The following is a 16,509-nucleotide window of genomic DNA, read 5'->3' as shown; positions in this document are numbered from 1 at the left end:
ACTCTAAAATGAAGAAGTATGTTTAAGAAATTCATTCGCAGACCTGTTCTGTCTATTGTAATCTCACTGATTATCGTATTTTTAGGGATTTTGTCATTAGTAAGCCTGCCAGTGACTCAGTTTCCCTCCATTTCTCCTCCCAAAGTAAATATTACCGCCGAATATCCGGGAGCCAATAATGAACTGTTGATAAAATCTGTGGTTATTCCTCTGGAAAGAGGTTTAAACGGAGTTCCGGGCATGAAGTATATGACCTCGGATGCAGGAAATGACGGAGAAGCTTCTATCCAGGTTGTTTTTGATTTGGGAACCGATCCGAATGTGGCGGCAGTAAACGTTCAGAACCGTGTTTCTTCAGTGGTGAATAAGCTGCCCCCTCTGGTGGTCCGCGAAGGGGTGAAGATCACCAGGGAAGAACCTAATATGCTGATGTATATTAATTTATATAGTGATGATCCTAAAGCTGACCAGAAGTTCCTTTTCAATTATGCGGATATCAACGTAATGTCTGAGCTACGAAGGGTAAGTGGAGTAGGTTTCGCAGATATTTTAGGAACCCGGGAATATGCTATGCGTATTTGGCTGAAACCGGATCGGTTAACTGCTTACAATATCTCAGCCGACGAAGTAATGGAAGCTTTGAACCAGCAAAGTTTGGAAGCATCACCTGGAAAAACCGGAGAGAGTTCAGGAAAACGTTCCCAATCCTTTGAATATATTTTAAAATACCCCGGCCGTTTCAATAATGAAAAAGATTACGGAAACATAATCCTGAAAGCCAAGCCGGGTGGGGAATTTGTAAGATTAAAAGATGTGGCGGATGTAGAGTTCGGAAGTTCCATGTATGATATTTATTCTACGTTAAATGGAAAACCTTCTGCGGCCATCACGGTAAAACAATCTTACGGATCCAATGCAAGTGATGTTATTAAAAATGTAAAAAGCCTGATGGCGGACCTTGAAAAAAATACTTTTCCTAAAGGAATGCATTATGATATCAGTTATGACGTCTCCCGCTTTCTTGATGCTTCCATAGAAAAAGTAGTTCATACCCTGTTTGAAGCTTTTATCCTGGTAGCGATCGTTGTATTCCTCTTCCTCGGGGACTGGCGGTCTACCCTTATTCCTGCTCTGGCAGTTCCTGTATCACTGGTAGGTACCTTTGCGGTCATGTCTGCTTTCGGGATTACCTTGAATATGATTTCGCTCTTTGCTTTGGTAATGGCTATCGGGGTGGTGGTAGATGATGCGATTGTCGTCATAGAGGCTGTTCATGCCAAGATGGAAGAAAAAAATCTTTCCCCGTTGAAGGCGACAGAAGAAGCTATGCATGAGATCAGCGGGGCTATTATTGCAATCACTTTGGTAATGGCATCCGTATTTATCCCTATTGCATTTATGTCCGGTCCGGTAGGTGTATTTTATCGTCAGTTTTCCATTACGATGGCTTCTGCAATCATACTTTCAGGGGTGGTGGCATTAACTTTAACACCGGCATTATGTGCCTTGATTTTAAAGAACAATCACGGAAAAGCCAAAAAGAAAGGTCCGATCACTATATTTCTGGATAAGTTCAATAGCTTATTCAATAAAGGAGCTGCAAAATATGAAGGACTTTTAAACAAGACGGTTACCAGAAAAGCGATAACCTTACCCTTGTTATTAGCATTCTGTGCCTGTACTTTCTTTCTGAGCAATGCTCTTCCTTCCGGATTTATTCCCAGTGAAGATCAGGGAATGATCTATGCTATTATTCAGACTCCGCCGGGATCCACACTGGAAAGGACCAATAAAATAGCAGGCGAACTTCTGAAAGCTTCCGAGGATATTGATGGAGTACAGTCTGTCTCTTCACTGGCTGGATATGAGATGTTAACGGAAGGTACGGGATCCAATTCAGGAACCTGTCTGATCAATCTTAAAAGCTGGAACGACCGGAAAGAATCGGCAGCAGAAATTATAGAGAAACTGGAAGAAAAAGCTAAAAATATTCCGGGAGCCAATATAGAATTTTTTCAACCGCCATCCATACCGGGATATGGAGCTGCCGGTGGATTTGAATTGCGCTTGCTGGATAAGGCAGGAAGCGGAGATTATCATAAAATGGAGGAAGTGAGCAATGATTTTGTAAAAGAATTGAAGAAGCGTCCCGAACTTGGATCTGCATTTACTTTTTACTCAGCGAGTTTTCCTCAGTATATGCTGAAAATAGATAATGATTTGGCAGAACAAAAAGGAGTTACCATAGAAAATGCAATGGATAATCTCTCTACTCTGATCGGTTCCAACTATGAGACAAGCTTTATCCGGTTTGACAGGCCTTATAAGGTGATTGTGCAGGCAGGACCGCAATACAGGGCTTTGCCGACAGATCTTCTTAAATTATATGTGAAAAATGATAAAGACCAGATGGTTCCGTATTCCGATTTCATGAGGTTGGAGAAGGTGTATGGCTTATCAGAAATTACCCGGCATAATATGTATAATTCTGCAGAGGTGAGTGGAACCCCTGCACCTGGATATAGCAGCGGACAGGCCATTAAAGCTATTCAGGAAGTGGCGGATAAAACTTTACCGAGGGGCTTTGGGATCGATTGGGCAGGTATTTCAAAAGATGAAGTTGGAAGAGGAAATGAGGCCATATTTATCTTTTTGGTGTGTTTAGGCTTCGTATATCTTATTCTTTCCGCTCAGTATGAAAGCTTTATTCTTCCGTTACCGGTAATTCTATCATTACCAACGGGAATTTTCGGGGCATTCTTATGCCTGAAGCTTTTAGGACTGGAAAATAATATTTATGCACAGGTGGCCATGGTAATGCTCATTGGGCTTTTAGGAAAAAATGCGGTTTTGATTGTGGAATTTGCAGTTCAGAAAAAAGCGGAAGAGGGAATCTCCGTAGCCCGTGCTGCAATTGAAGGGGCGGCTATCCGTTTCCGTCCGATCCTGATGACTTCCTTTGCTTTTATTGCCGGATTGATCCCGCTGGTGCTGGCTACCGGGCCGGGTGCTGTGGGAAACAGAACCATTGGTACGGCAGCAGCTGGGGGAATGCTGATCGGAACTGTCTTCGGACTGATGATTATTCCGGGGCTGTATTACATATTCGGTACTATAGCTGAAAAATCCAGGCTGGCAAGATATGAAGAAGAAAATCCTTTAACAGAACAAACAGAACCTTATGAACATGATGGAAAATTTGAAGACTAAAAAAATCTTTGCCCTGATCGGACTTTCAATTATTTTGACAGGTTGTAAAGCTCCGATGGCAACCGTTATAAAAGATGAAGTGAAAAATAACCTTCCTCAGAATTTTCAACAGCAGGAAGAGCAGAATGCTGAAAATAATAGTGGAATGACTCCCTGGAGACAGTTTTTTACGGATCCTGATTTGGTAAGCTTAATAGAAATTGCTTTAAAAAATAACCAGGAACTGCTGATCACCTTGCAGCAAATTGAAATTGCTAAAAGCGGCGTTCTTTATCAAAACGGAAAACTGAACCCGACGGTAGCCGCGAAACTGGGAATCGGAGTAAAAAAAGCAGGACGTTACACCAGTGAAGGGGCAGGAGATGCTACCACAGAAATTGAACCTGGAAAAGAAATGCCGGATCCGCTGGGAAATTTTGAAGGAGGAATAAGAGCCGACTGGGAAATTGATATATGGAAAAAGCTCCGTACGGAAAAAGAAGCAGCTATTGCGCATTACCTCTCTACGGTGGAAGGAAAGAACTTTGTGCTTTCAAGCCTGATTGAGGAGGTGGCTGATAATTATTATGAATTGCTGGCTTTGGATAATCAGCTGGATATCATTCAGCAGTACACGGAGCTGCAGAAAAAAGCTTTAGAAATTTCAAAAATCCAAAAGCAGGCAGCAGCGGCAACAGAACTGGCTGTTAAAAAATTTGAAGCTGAGCTGGCAAAATCTAAGGCAGCCGAATATACGGTAAGGCAGGATATTACGGAAAAAGAAAATAAGATCAATGCACTGTTGGGAAGATATCCTCAGCCTATTGTAAGACAAAAAGGAGGTTTTATGTCCACTATACCTCAAACGGTGTATGCGGGAATTCCGTCCCAGTTATTGGCTAACCGCCCCGATGTTAAACAGGCAGAGCTAGAGCTAAAAGCTGCCAAACTTGATGTGGAAGCCGCAAGAAAGGAATTTTATCCCTCATTGGAAATTTCTGCTACCTTAGGATTGGAAGCCTTTAAGCCTTCTTATCTGGTAAAAATGCCTGAGTCTGTTGCCTACAATCTGGTGGGGGAGCTGGCAGGTCCTCTGATCAATAAAAGTGCTATAAAAGCTAACTTTCAGACAGCCGATGCCAAGCAGATCCAGGCGCTTTATGAATATGACAAAACCATCCTGAATGCTTACCTGGATATTGCCAATCTCATGTCGAAAGTAAAGAATATGGACCAGTATTATCAGTTGAAATCGGCTGAAACCGATGCGCTGGATCAATCTATTGATATTGCCAACCAATTGTTCAGGAATTCAAGGGCTGATTATCTGGAGGTATTAATGAATCAACGGGATGCATTGGATGCCAAAATGGAGCTTATCGAAGCCAAACAAAAGCAATTGAGCACCGTAGTGGATATTTATAAAAGCTTAGGAGGAGGCTGGAAATAAAAAAAATCAAATTTAAACTATTATTAAAAGGGGAATGTTCTTTTTCAGAACTTCCCTTTCTTTTGAAGTATATACTATTGTTGATGATAGTATTTTTTTAATATGGATGATAAAATACTTTTAAAATATACCTGTTGGAAAGAGATTTTGGTGTTATATTTGTTTATGGAATGACGATTTAATTAAATAGAAATTATAAACTTTAATGACTATGAAAAAAATACTTTTGGTGATTCTTGTTCTCTTAGTGGTCCTTGTGGCCTTTCTGTTAATAAGAACTTTTACTTACCCCTTTAAGAAAATTCAGGCACAATCGGGAAAAGATGTGAAAATTGTACAAAATGACTCTGCGGTTTCGAGATTTGCAGGAGGTCTAAAAATTCCTACCGTATCGCCCGGAGAGGAAGCAGAGGATTTTAAACCTTTTGATCAGTTTAAAGAATACCTGAAAAGCAGTTTTCCCGAAGTTTATCAGAATACGGAAAATTACGAAATCAACAATTATGGACTTGTATTTAAATTAAAAGGAAGTAATCCGAAGCTGGAGCCTATTTTATTCCTTTCCCATATGGATGTTGTCCCTCCCGGAGATGCACCGGTGAAAAGCAATGAGGAAAATATTTTCAGACCTCAGGATAAGGCATTGCCGGCTGTAACAAAAGTGGCGGATGCATGGGATTACGGACCTTTTTCCGGAGCAGTAGTAAATGGAAGGATTTACGGTAGGGGAGCATTGGATATGAAGGGAATGCTTTTCTCTCTGTTTGAGTCCATGTCCAATATGATTAAATCCGGAGTTACCCCTCAAAGGGATATTTATATGGCTTTTGGTTTTGATGAAGAGATAGGAGGAAAGCAGGGAGCCGTTAAAATTGCGGAACATTTTAAAAAATCAGGATTAAGATTTGATGCGGTTTATGATGAAGGTGGATTTATCCTTGAAAAAGGAAGTGTGGCAGGAGTGGATGCGGATGTAGCCCTGATAGGTTTTGCGGAAAAAGGGTTTTTATCTACCAGAATTAAAGTCAAAGGATTGGGAGGGCATTCCTCAGTACCCCCTCTGGAAACAGCAATGGGGAAAGCAGCTATCATTATGCAGCGACTGGAGCAGCATCAGATGAAGCCCACCATTACACCGCTTATTAATAATTTCTTTGATAATATTGGAGGAACCATGCCTTTTACCAACCGGTTGGCTATTGCCAATAAATGGCTTTTAGAACCGGTTTTACTATCCCAGCTTACAAAGAGCAACTCTACGAATGCATTGGTACGTACGACCACGGCACTTACGATGATGAAAGGAAGTGATGCTTCGAATGTATTGTCACCGGAAGTGGAATTTGTAGTAAACTTCAGGTTGTTACCGGGAACTACTTTACAGGATGTAAAAGATCATATTGCAAAAGCAACCAAAGGATTTGATGTGGTAGTGGAAGATATCAATGCCCGTGAAGCTTCTTCGGTTTCCCCTTCTGATACCAAAGCGTATAAGATTATGGAAGAAAGCCTTAAAGAAGTTCATCCCGAAGTTCTTGTTACTCCTTATTTAACGGTGGGAGGAACGGATGCTTATAAATATCAGATTGTCAGCAATCATATTTACAGGTTTATTCCGGCGAAGATCAATCATTCCGAACAGCAGAGCATCCATAGCACGAATGAATATATAAGTATTGATAATTATATGAGAATGATTCATTACTTTGAATACATTATGAAAAACTATGATAGATAAGCAGTTAATATAAAATAAATAAAAAGAACGGAAATTTTTTCCGTTCTTTTTTTTAATGCGTCAAGTTTTGTCGCATTAACGGAATAGCTTCGCATTATCAAATACCAAGCTATGGAATTACCATTTTATTTAAGTTGTGAAGAGTTTAAAAAACGTTATTACGATGATCTTGAGATCTGGTTTGAAAATGATCGTAACGCCACAGAAATAGATTTTCTTATAAACCTTTCAGAGCTTTATAAACCTTATTTATATTATAATTTTGCGGAAAATAATCTGCAGGTGGATGCTACCGTTAAAGTAAAGGAATATGCTTTTTCATCATTTGATAATTTTGGAATTTCCTATCTGGAAAAAAAGCATAAAAATGTCAATACCCACATCCATATTACTTCGGAATGGAAAGCTGTTTCCATGATGGAATATGCACAATATGTTTTGGATAAAATAAATAAACATCTTGTCCGTTCTTACGGGTTTCCTGAGAAAAATGTTCATGACTATATCAATGATTATGAAGTAATTGCATCTGCTGAGAAAGTAGGATATAAGCTGGATTATAATACCCACCAGCTACTTCTTCCTTTTTTGAAAGCTTACCTGCCTCATTATGGACAAACAGTGGATATTTCTCTTTATAAAGAATTCTATATTTCTGTTGTTGAAATTGCCCACTTTATCGATAGGAAGTTGCATTCCGTTAAAGCATTTGAACATAGCATTTACTGTAAATTGAGATCTGAAGCTAAAATGGGATTACAAATGAAACATCATTTTTTAACTATATTTAATTAAAAATAGGCTGTCTTTAAAGAGGCAGCCTGTTTTTTATATTAAAGATAACCATATATATAATCTATTCTTCCTCCAGGGGGCACTCTATCAGATTTTTGTATATTTGTGAGCACACAAAACTTAAGACGGACTACTTGGCTCATATTATATTGTTAATAATATGAAATACTTTTATATGTTAATTTATTTAGAGCAAAGATTGATAGGAAGTACACTCCGTGTACCTGCTTTTCATCTTGTAATATTATTATGGAGATGGGCTGTACCGGATATCCTGTCAGGTATTGTAAGAGGTCCTATTCTTACTTTTATACAGCTCCAGAGAATAATTTTTGCAGAAAATTCTAAAATATTATATCCCTATTTTTATTCAATACTTTTATTAAAGAATGAAAAACCAATAAAATTCTTTTTTGAAAAAACCTTCCTAAGGCATGTTATTCGCATGAACTTCAGGCTTAGGTCCAATTTTATAAGATTCCCCCTTTTTATTAAACGGAGTATTTACAGGAAATTGATTATGTTGAATAACAGCTTGTATCAATTTAGAAATAGTGAAAAACCTCTTAAGTTATTTTTTCGGATTAAGTGAATTATGATTGAACTCTCATAATTGAATTATATTTCAGTATTAAATTTGATAAAATACTGGAAGATAGATTGTAGTAATTTTTAAAGACCAAAAAATACCACTTCATATGTTAATCGACTTAGAAAAAAAACTAATTAAAAAAGCGGCTGCAGGGCTGGTGCTAACCTTTACGAGTTTAGCTATTGCTGAATTTTTTTTAGGAAATGAATTTATTTCCTTGATTTCTTTAATAGTTCTCGGATGGACTATTGTTATCATATTTAAAATTTCAAAAGAAGGACCTATCAGAAACTCTATTTTCTGGGGTATTATAGCGTTGATTCTTTATTTTTCGATATTATGCCACTATTATTCTGTAGACTTTCAATATGTAATTATCTTTGCTCTTATTTTAGTATATTCCTCTATTCTTTTTAAAGGGTTGAAAATATTTATTATATATAGCATTATACTGGTGTTGTATACTGTTTTGATGTATCTTCTCAGGGAAAATATTTATTTTGTAAAGTCGCCCTATCCGGATACTTCATCAATTATACTGTCGCTGCGGATATTCTCTTATTTATTAATTCTTTATTTTTTATATGCTTTATTTGTCTATTATAGAGATAAAAATCAGTTGTTTCAATTGCAAAAGGAGATAGAAAAAGATGGAGAACTAGCGTCATCCAGGGATATTAAAGAACTTTTTGATGCGATTTCCAGGAAAGATAATTCTTTTATGCCTCTTTTTTTAAAATATTATCCTAACTTCATGCCAGCTATTCTGTCCATTAATCCTCAGATTAGTAATAATGAAGTAGAAGTTTGTGCTTTGCTGAAATTGGGACTCACTACTAATGAAATTGCCATTGCTACCAATTCTTCCTATAAAGCTATAGAATCTGCCCGGTTTCGTATCAGAAAAAAATTGAATTTAAACACTCGTGATAACCTTACCGCTTATTTTAATTCCCTTTCATAAAACTGTAAGGTTACTTATTTTCTACGTTCCTGGCTTGGATGAAATGCGTATTTCAATAAAACAGGAATTATTTAAATTATTGATAATCAATAATGAGGGATAATAAGGGGGGCTCGACGGGAATAAAAGGGGGTCTCAACATGAATTAAAGGGGAGAGCAGGTTTCGTCTGAAAAACCAAAGCGGGTACTTTTGCCGTCTTATATCAAGATAGAGTGAAAGACCTGCGAAAAATAAAAAATTTGAAACCGTATGTTAGCCTTTGGGTTAATGTATGGTGTTTCCTGTTTTTATTAGTTGGGTCATCTATTTCTGCTCAATCTGCCAATGAAACTCCTGAGACTACGGTTTCAGGAGAAAATCAGGCTTCCCCCGATTCTTCTTACGTTTCTGTTACCGGTACCTCATATTCTTCGAAAGCCCTCATCGTTATTAAAGAAGGAACTGTTATTTCCGGATTGGGACATCTTAAAAATGAAAATAAAGAAGTTCAGATTGTTCATACACCCGTAAAGAAAAAGGAGGAATTAGTAAGAAATAAAAAGACTAAACCGGTTAAGGTAGTTGAGGGTAAGAAGAAAATTATAAAAGAGGAGATATATGTACAGGCTCCGGTTTCTAAGTTTTATAATATAAAAATCAATGCACAGACTTTTATTTCCCAGGCTTTTATAAGTTCTGATAAGAGCAGAAGTGAATATCACTGGGGAATAGAGATTCTGAATAAGTCTATTTCAGATTTTAGGTTGATAGCACATAAAAAGGTGAAGTATGGATATTCGGATAATTCATTCGCTTCTCCTGAAATAATTAATGGTGGCCCCAGGGCTCCACCTTATACCTAAGCTATATAACCACTTTATACAAATATGAAATAACTATATGATTCTAAAATACAGAAATAAAACAATGAAAAAAAATATAACATTCCTATCCTTACTTATGTTTTCTGCTGCTGCTTTCGGGCAAGTGGGAATTAACACTACTAATCCACAAACTGTTTTACATGTAGATGGTGCTAAAGATAATGCTGAAACAGGAGTTCCCACTGCTGCTCAGCAGGTGAATGATTTTGTAGTAACGAGTACCGGAAGCGTGGGAATAGGAACTGCCACTCCCGATCCTTCTTCTATCTTAGAAATGAATGTTAGCGAATTAGCTGACGGAAGTAAAAAAGGGTTTTTAGGACCAAGGGTTGCCTTAACATCTATTACAGATACAGCCACTATTGCAAATCCTGCGGTAGGTTTGCTGGTGTATAACCTGGGAACTGTTTCTACATTTACCTATACCGGATATGTTTTCTGGAACGGTTCGGAATGGAGAGCATTGGACGGGCGTTCCCTGGCTCCCGGGACCATTGGAGCCATTACCTGTAACGGGGTTTCTTTAACACCGGACTCTTATGTAGCAGGAACACCTTATAGCGGAGTAATGACCATTCCTTACACAGGAGGTAACGGAGGAACCTATGAAACCCAGACTCTGGGTCCTATCAATGGACTTACCGCTACCTTGGTAGCTGGAAACTTTGCCTATGGAGCAGGATCTTTAAACTATACGATCACAGGAACCCCAACCGTTACTTCTCCCGATACCACTACTTTTGATGTAACATTGGGCGGACGTACTTGTAGTGCTATTGTAGGAGCAGGAGATGGTATTGCATTAGGAGATCTTGTTTACTATAAAACCCCTAATATCGATGCTTCCATTGGTGGTGGTGGTGCTGATGGTACCACAGCTACTTACTGGTTAAGTAACTATACAACCGATCTTCCTATCCTGGGTGGAAAAATAAGACTGGACGGATACCTGACAGGCAGTGCCAACGGAGGAGCCGGTACAGTATCTTTCAATCCTAGATTAGTAAATATCTCTGATTCCCCCGTGAAAATCTGGTTCTCAGCTCTGACCAATGTGGACAGAATGAATGGTGCCAATATCGTATTGGCATCCAATGGAGGATGGGTAAACCTTGATAACGGTATTTACTTAAACTACGGAGCTAATCAATTGACAAGCAGTGGAGGAAGTGCGGCGACAACCAGTACGGGAAGTAGCAGCCAGGAGGTACTGACCATGGACATTTCCCTGGATGACAAATGGTACCGAGTATATTATTTCCCTAATATAGATAATAATGATACGGCTGATACGGCTGATAACTTCAGAAGAATTTATATCTCAATTCAAAGACTATATTAAAATGAGAAAATAATATAAACAATACGCGAAAAACTTTTGTGAAGTTCTTCTTATAGCGTTCAGTTCTTAAAAATTTTATCCTGTGTGAGCCAAGTAAAATTTCGGATAGAATTTTTAAGAGATTAAAGCATAAGTATGGTTATCCATATTTATGCTTTTTTTTTGTAAACCTGCGAAAGTGTGCCGGAAGTTCTCTTATAAAAGGTTTCTGCATTCATACTGCATAGTCAAAAAATATAATTCACTGATAAAGGGTATTGGTAATGAGTATTTTATTGAGTTCAATAAAAAAAATAATTCCATTTAACAGTGAATTATTTGATTGTTTTTAGAAGATATCTTTGCGGAAATAATAAATCAGAATTATAATTTACATTAAATAAATTCTTAATTATTTACTGTTTTGTATTAAATATAAAACATGCGTAAAGAACCAATATCAGGTTTGACGCTCCCTAGGAAAAATCTAAAATCTAAATATACTTTAAGAATGAAAAGAAAAATTTTATCTACTGGCTTTATGGTAATGGTGCTTATGAATGCTAAGGCACAAGTCGGGGTGAACACCAATACGCCTCATACGAATGCTGTTTTAGAATTAAAACCAAACAATAAGTCCAATCCTGCGGCTAAAACTTTTATTCTTCCTCAGCTCCCTGATCAGAAAACCGGAGGTATTACTCCCGAATCCAATGGTTCCAATATTACGGCAACCAATCAGCTGGATAACGGAATGATGTATTTTAATACGGACACCGGCTGTATAGATTATTGGGTAGCTTCCAAAAGCAGCTGGAATTCTTTATGTGGTAATCCGCCTGCTGCAAAAATAACGACTATCACCAATGATTTGGAAGATTATACCTATACCTTTAATCCGGTAGCGGGTACGCGTACACCTCCTGAAATTGATCTTTTAGCAGAAGTAGCAAGTGCCGGAGGTATGGTCATTACCACTTCCGAAGCGACACAAAATACCAATGGGGTAGAATATAATTTTCACAATCACTTATATGCGGGAAGCCAGGTAGTAAGACAAATCGCACAGGGATATCCTGAAACTACCGGAACTTTTGAATATAAAGCACTGTATGATTCTGATGGGGATGGAGTAGTGGACAGGCATGTTACCAATAAAAACGGGAAACCTTATACCTTTAGAGTAAAATATCAGGAAGTTATTCCAAACCAGAATAAAGGACTTGCATCTGCACAAAGGACGCCGGGGTTTTCAAACCCGAGCTTTGTCATGAGATTGGATGATCTTACGATCCCTGTAAAAGCCGGTGAAAAGTTAGATGCGACTTATGTAATCAATATCGATAATATGGATAATGCATTTGCAGGAAGTTTTGCTTTCCCTGCTATTACGAATGCGACAGAGGTTCCTGCCAGCTTATTTAGTCTTACAGGTTCGTATGTGAATAAAAATTCCTCGGGAGACATTCTCAATACGGGAACACTGGACACTACATTAAGAGATAAAAATCCGGTTCAGAACAGAGGAACAGATCTTACGACCACCGGATTGAAACAGTCTATTGTAGTTACGATCACTTACATCAATAAAGGTACCTCTACAGTGGATTTTTCAGTAGCTGCTGTACAGGATATTAATTATGCGGCATCAGCTTACCACTTTACTGTTTCTTCCGCATCTGTTACTTACACGACAACTAATCCTGGAGTTTGACTATATATGGAAGGTTCATTAATGAAAACGGTTTTTTGAAGTAAATGATAAAAAGTTAATGAACCGCAAATCCCCAAAGATTTCTTTGGGGATTTTGTTTTTTATATTTAAAAGAAATTGGTTGAAAACTAATATGTTATTGTCCTTTTATCCTATTGAAATACAAGAATAAAAAAATGCAATCTAAGTATTACTTAATTGCATTTTAATTTGCAGAGAGGAAGGGATTCGAACCCTCGATACAGTTACCCGTATACTACCTTTCCAGGGTAGCTCCTTCAACCACTCGGACACCTCTCTGTTTGAGATTGCAAAAATAGATTATTTTCTGGAATTACCAAAGAATTATTAAAATTACTTGGTAAATTCTCCACACAGGCTTTTAGAAAAGTTTTCAGCAAAGGTTCCGGTGTAGTTGGGATTGTCCAGTAAATGCATAGCTTTAGTAATAGCACTCTCGGCTGTAATATCTTTACCGCTTATAGCGCCTATTTTGGAGAATATATTGCTGTTTTCATATTTCCCAAAGGAAATTCCCCCTGAGATACACTGACTTACCACAACAATCTCCGTTCCGTTATTCCGGACTTCCTGCAGGGTTTTCTGGGTTTTTTCATTGTTAAAAATAGTTCCTGAGCCGAAAACCTGTAAAATAAGGACTTTCATTTTTGGAACTTCTTTAAAATGACTTAAATTCATGCCCGGGAAAATTCTCCAGAACAGAATGTCTTCGGAAATATGATCATCCACATGGAAAGGAACCGGTGATTTAGAGCGGTACAGATTTTCCTTAATAATATTGAGATGAACACCCGATTGTCCTAAAATAGGGTAATTGGGACTTGCATAGGCATCAAAATATTCCGCTGAATATTTCAATGTTCTGTTCCCGCGTAATAATTTATATTCGAAGTAGATGGCTACCTCCTGAATCACAGCTTCGTTTTCTTCATATAAACTTGCATAGTAAAGGCTCGTAAGAAGATTTTCCTTGGCATCCGTCCTTAAATCCCCGATAGGAAGCTGGGAACCGGTCAGTATAACAGGCTTGGTTAATCCTTTCAGCATAAAGCTTAATGCCGAAGCCGTATAAGACATCGTATCCGTTCCGTGAAGAATTAAAAAACCATCATATAACTCATAATTCTCTAAAATATAATTAGCGATAATTTTCCATTGCTGAGGTCCCATATCCGAAGAATCCAGCGGCTGGGCGAAAGGATGAACGGAAACTTCACATTCCATAAGGTTCATTTCCGGCATTTTTTCGAATATATTTCCAAAATCAAAAGCGCGGAGACTCCCGGTTTCGTAATCTTTTTCCATTCCAATGGTTCCACCGGTATATATAAGCAGTACTTTTCGCTTCATGTAATAGTTTTAAAGAATTTTATTGTATTGCAAGTTCAGAATTTCAAAATTACGTTAATTTGCAAAGATTTAAAAATGAATGAAAGAATTAGCCCAGACTTTTGAATATTTAAAACAGTTCCTTACCGAAGAAAGATTAAGTAAAATTGAATTTTTTTCACAGGAAAGCTCTGATTTTGTATTACCTGTAATGGAAGATGTCTATCAGTTCCGGAATGCGGCAGCTATTGTAAGGTCGGTGGAAGCCTGTGGATTTCATAAAGTGGTTGCTTTGGAAGAAGAAAATGTTTTTAATCCTAATCTTACGGTTACCAAAGGAGCGGAAACCTGGGTGGAAGTAGAAAAAATGCCTAAAAACATAGCTTCCTTACACAAAATTAAAGAAAGAGGCTACAAAATATTAGCAGTTTCCCCCGAAAAAAATGCTGTCATGCTTCCTGATTATGAAGTAAAAGAACCTCTGGCACTCGTTTTTGGAACCGAGTTGGAGGGTGTTTCGGAGGAAGTGTTGGGTTTTGCGGACGAAACGTTGGCCATTCCGATGTATGGTTTTACAAAAAGCTTTAATGTATCGGTAGCAGCGGGAATTTGTATGTATGAGCTGAAACAGAAATTACTGAAATCGGATATTCAGTATAAGCTGAATGAAGAAAAGCTCTTACAAATGAAAATCCGTTGGGCGGTGAATTCCATAAGAAGTGGTGAGCAGATCTTTCATAAATATTTAAAAGATCACAATATCGCTTTTAATTAATCATTTTATTATAATTCCAGGCAGCAACGAAAATACCGGCTGTTTCAGTTCTTAACCGCTGTGTACCCAGGGAAACGGCTTTAATATTGTGATCTGCCAGAAGCTGGATTTCCTTTTCTGAAAAATCACCCTCAGGACCAATTAAAAAAGTATATTCCTGGTTAGCGGGAAATTGGTTCAATGCTATTCTTTCGAGGTTTTCATGGCAGTGAGCTACCCATGTTTGGCCGGGGTTTACGGTTTTCAGGAAATCGGAAAGTTTAATCATATCATGGACTACGGGAAAATGAAATCTTAAACTTTGTTTTGAAGCGGCTATGCTCTGTTTCCTGATCTTCTCAATATTAATATTTTTACGTTCGGTCTTTTCCGTTACCAGGAACGAAATTTCAGAAACACCCATTTCTACTGCCTTTTCCACAAAAAACTCAATCCTGTCAATATTTTTGGTGGGAGCAATGGCAATATGGAGCTTAGGGGTGAAATCCGAGAGATCCTTTTGGATATTCAATACTTCCAGGTGGGCTTTCTTACCTTCCAAAAGCAAATTTCCGGATGCCAGATTACCTTTTCCATCTGTTACATGAATTTCTTCCCCGTCTTTCATACGAAGAACCTTTACAATATGTTGCTGCTCATCTTCATTGATGAGTACTGTATTTTGGGTAACGTCTATCTGACCGTAAAATAATTTCATGGATAAATAACTAAATTAAAGAAAGTGACTTTCTCAGCTCTATAAATCATATTTGGCAGTTGCCGTAGTTCTTAAATCCGTAAATTCTCCTCTTTCAAATTTCAATTGGGCAACCATTGCAATCATAGCGGCATTGTCTGTGGTATATTCAAATTTGGGAATATAGATGTTCCAGCTGAGCTTTTCATGGTTATCCTGCATGGCTTTTCTTAAAGCTGAATTGGCAGAAACACCACCAGCTATGGCAACCTCTTTTATATTTAAATCTTGAGCAGCCTTTTCCAGCTTATTCATTAAAATTTCTATAATGGCTTTCTGAACGGATGCACAAAGGTCATTCAGGTTTTCCTTAATAAAATCAGGGTTCTTTTGAACCTCCTTCTGGATAAAATAAAGCACGGAGGTTTTAATACCGCTGAACGAATAATCATAATTATCCATTTTAGGCTTATTAAAGGTAAATGCATCCGGGTTTCCTTCCTTCGCAAGACGATCGATAATAGGGCCGGCAGGATAATCGAGGTCAAAAATTTTACCGATTTTATCAAAAGCTTCTCCGGCGGCATCATCGATTGTTTTACCTATGATTTCCATCTCAAAATAATCTTTGACCAGAACGATCATGGTATGTCCTCCGCTTACCGTAAGGCATAAAAAGGGGAATTGAGGCGGCATAGGATTTGCATCTGCTATAAAATGGGCCAGAATGTGCGCCTGGAGGTGGTTTACTTCAATTAATGGGACATCCAGACTCATTGCAAGAGATTTGGCAAATGAGGTTCCCACCAAAAGAGAACCCAAAAGTCCGGGTCCGCGTGTAAATCCTATAGCGGAAATTGCATTTTGTTGTATATTTGCTTGAGTTAGCGATTTTTCAACAACTGGGATGATATTTTGCTGGTGTGCTCTTGAAGCCAATTCAGGAACAACACCTCCATATTCTTTATGAATAGCCTGATTGGCAGCAATATTTGAAAGAATTGAATTCCCTTGGATAATGGCTGCCGATGTATCATCGCAAGACGATTCGATACCTAAAATTATAGAGTCCCTCATAAT

At 38.0% G+C, this 16,509-nt stretch carries 12 protein-coding genes and 1 tRNA gene; 9 read left to right on the top strand and 4 right to left on the bottom strand.

Annotation, left to right across the window (positions count from 1 at the left end):
* Window positions 1-18 precede the first annotated feature (18 nt).
* The 8 genes from ABJ974_RS12595 (at window position 19) to ABJ974_RS12560 (ending at window position 12,628) form a co-directional block, all read left to right on the top strand.
* Entirely contained in the window at window positions 19-3,210 is a 3,192-nt protein-coding gene (locus ABJ974_RS12595) for an efflux RND transporter permease subunit (protein WP_419868597.1), read from the top strand.
* The gene (locus ABJ974_RS12590; protein WP_419868596.1) at window positions 3,182-4,639 is read left to right on the top strand and encodes a TolC family protein; all 1,458 of its coding nucleotides are present in this window, start codon (window positions 3,182-3,184) and stop codon (window positions 4,637-4,639) included. Before ABJ974_RS12595 ends, ABJ974_RS12590 begins: the two co-directional genes overlap by 29 nt.
* Before the next feature lie 211 nt (window positions 4,640-4,850).
* Window positions 4,851-6,377: a M20/M25/M40 family metallo-hydrolase gene (locus ABJ974_RS12585; protein ID WP_419868595.1), complete on the top strand. Its 1,527-nt coding sequence runs from the start codon at window positions 4,851-4,853 to the stop codon at window positions 6,375-6,377.
* A 111-nt stretch (window positions 6,378-6,488) separates the two neighbouring features.
* On the top strand, window positions 6,489-7,172 hold the full coding sequence (locus tag ABJ974_RS12580) for a hypothetical protein (RefSeq protein ID WP_419868594.1): 684 nt from the start codon (window positions 6,489-6,491) through the stop codon (window positions 7,170-7,172).
* Between the two features lie 698 nt (window positions 7,173-7,870).
* Entirely contained in the window at window positions 7,871-8,728 is an 858-nt protein-coding gene (locus ABJ974_RS12575) for a helix-turn-helix transcriptional regulator (RefSeq protein ID WP_419868593.1), read from the top strand.
* Between the two features lie 241 nt (window positions 8,729-8,969).
* Window positions 8,970-9,572 (top strand): hypothetical protein, encoded by a 603-nt coding sequence (locus tag ABJ974_RS12570; protein WP_419868592.1) that lies wholly within the window; start codon window positions 8,970-8,972, stop codon window positions 9,570-9,572.
* Between the two features lie 64 nt (window positions 9,573-9,636).
* Window positions 9,637-10,935: a hypothetical protein gene (locus ABJ974_RS12565; protein WP_419868591.1), complete on the top strand. Its 1,299-nt coding sequence runs from the start codon at window positions 9,637-9,639 to the stop codon at window positions 10,933-10,935.
* A gap of 490 nt (window positions 10,936-11,425) precedes the next feature.
* Window positions 11,426-12,628, top strand: coding sequence for a hypothetical protein (locus ABJ974_RS12560; RefSeq protein WP_419868590.1), 1,203 nt, complete (start codon window positions 11,426-11,428; stop codon window positions 12,626-12,628).
* A 213-nt stretch (window positions 12,629-12,841) separates the two neighbouring features.
* On the opposite strand, the gene ABJ974_RS12555 is transcribed toward ABJ974_RS12560, so the two are convergent.
* Both ABJ974_RS12555 and ABJ974_RS12550 read right to left on the bottom strand, forming a co-directional pair.
* Window positions 12,842-12,928, bottom strand: a tRNA-Ser gene (locus ABJ974_RS12555).
* Window positions 12,929-12,982: 54 nt separating this feature from the next.
* Window positions 12,983-13,999: an asparaginase gene (locus ABJ974_RS12550; RefSeq protein WP_419868589.1), complete on the bottom strand. Its 1,017-nt coding sequence runs from the start codon at window positions 13,997-13,999 to the stop codon at window positions 12,983-12,985.
* A gap of 79 nt (window positions 14,000-14,078) precedes the next feature.
* Here ABJ974_RS12550 and ABJ974_RS12545 point away from each other — a divergent pair, with 79 nt between their 5' ends.
* On the top strand, window positions 14,079-14,753 hold the full coding sequence (locus ABJ974_RS12545; protein WP_419868588.1) for a TrmH family RNA methyltransferase: 675 nt from the start codon (window positions 14,079-14,081) through the stop codon (window positions 14,751-14,753).
* Here the strand turns inward: ABJ974_RS12545 and ABJ974_RS12540 are convergent.
* Both ABJ974_RS12540 and tsaD read right to left on the bottom strand, forming a co-directional pair.
* Window positions 14,746-15,450 (bottom strand): RsmE family RNA methyltransferase, encoded by a 705-nt coding sequence (locus ABJ974_RS12540; RefSeq protein WP_419868587.1) that lies wholly within the window; start codon window positions 15,448-15,450, stop codon window positions 14,746-14,748. The two genes, ABJ974_RS12545 and ABJ974_RS12540, sit on opposite strands and share 8 nt — an antisense overlap.
* Window positions 15,451-15,489: 39 nt before the next feature.
* On the bottom strand, window positions 15,490-16,506 hold the full coding sequence (tsaD, locus tag ABJ974_RS12535) for a tRNA (adenosine(37)-N6)-threonylcarbamoyltransferase complex transferase subunit TsaD (protein ID WP_419868586.1): 1,017 nt from the start codon (window positions 16,504-16,506) through the stop codon (window positions 15,490-15,492).
* Between the last annotated feature and the right edge of the window lie 3 nt (window positions 16,507-16,509).

It is taken from the genome of Chryseobacterium sp. CT-SW4, assembly GCF_048572715.1.
In the GTDB taxonomy this organism is placed as follows: Bacteria; Bacteroidota; Bacteroidia; order Flavobacteriales; family Weeksellaceae; genus Chryseobacterium.
Note: the sequence above shows the minus strand (reverse complement) of the source record. Positions and strands in the feature narration are given on the sequence as shown.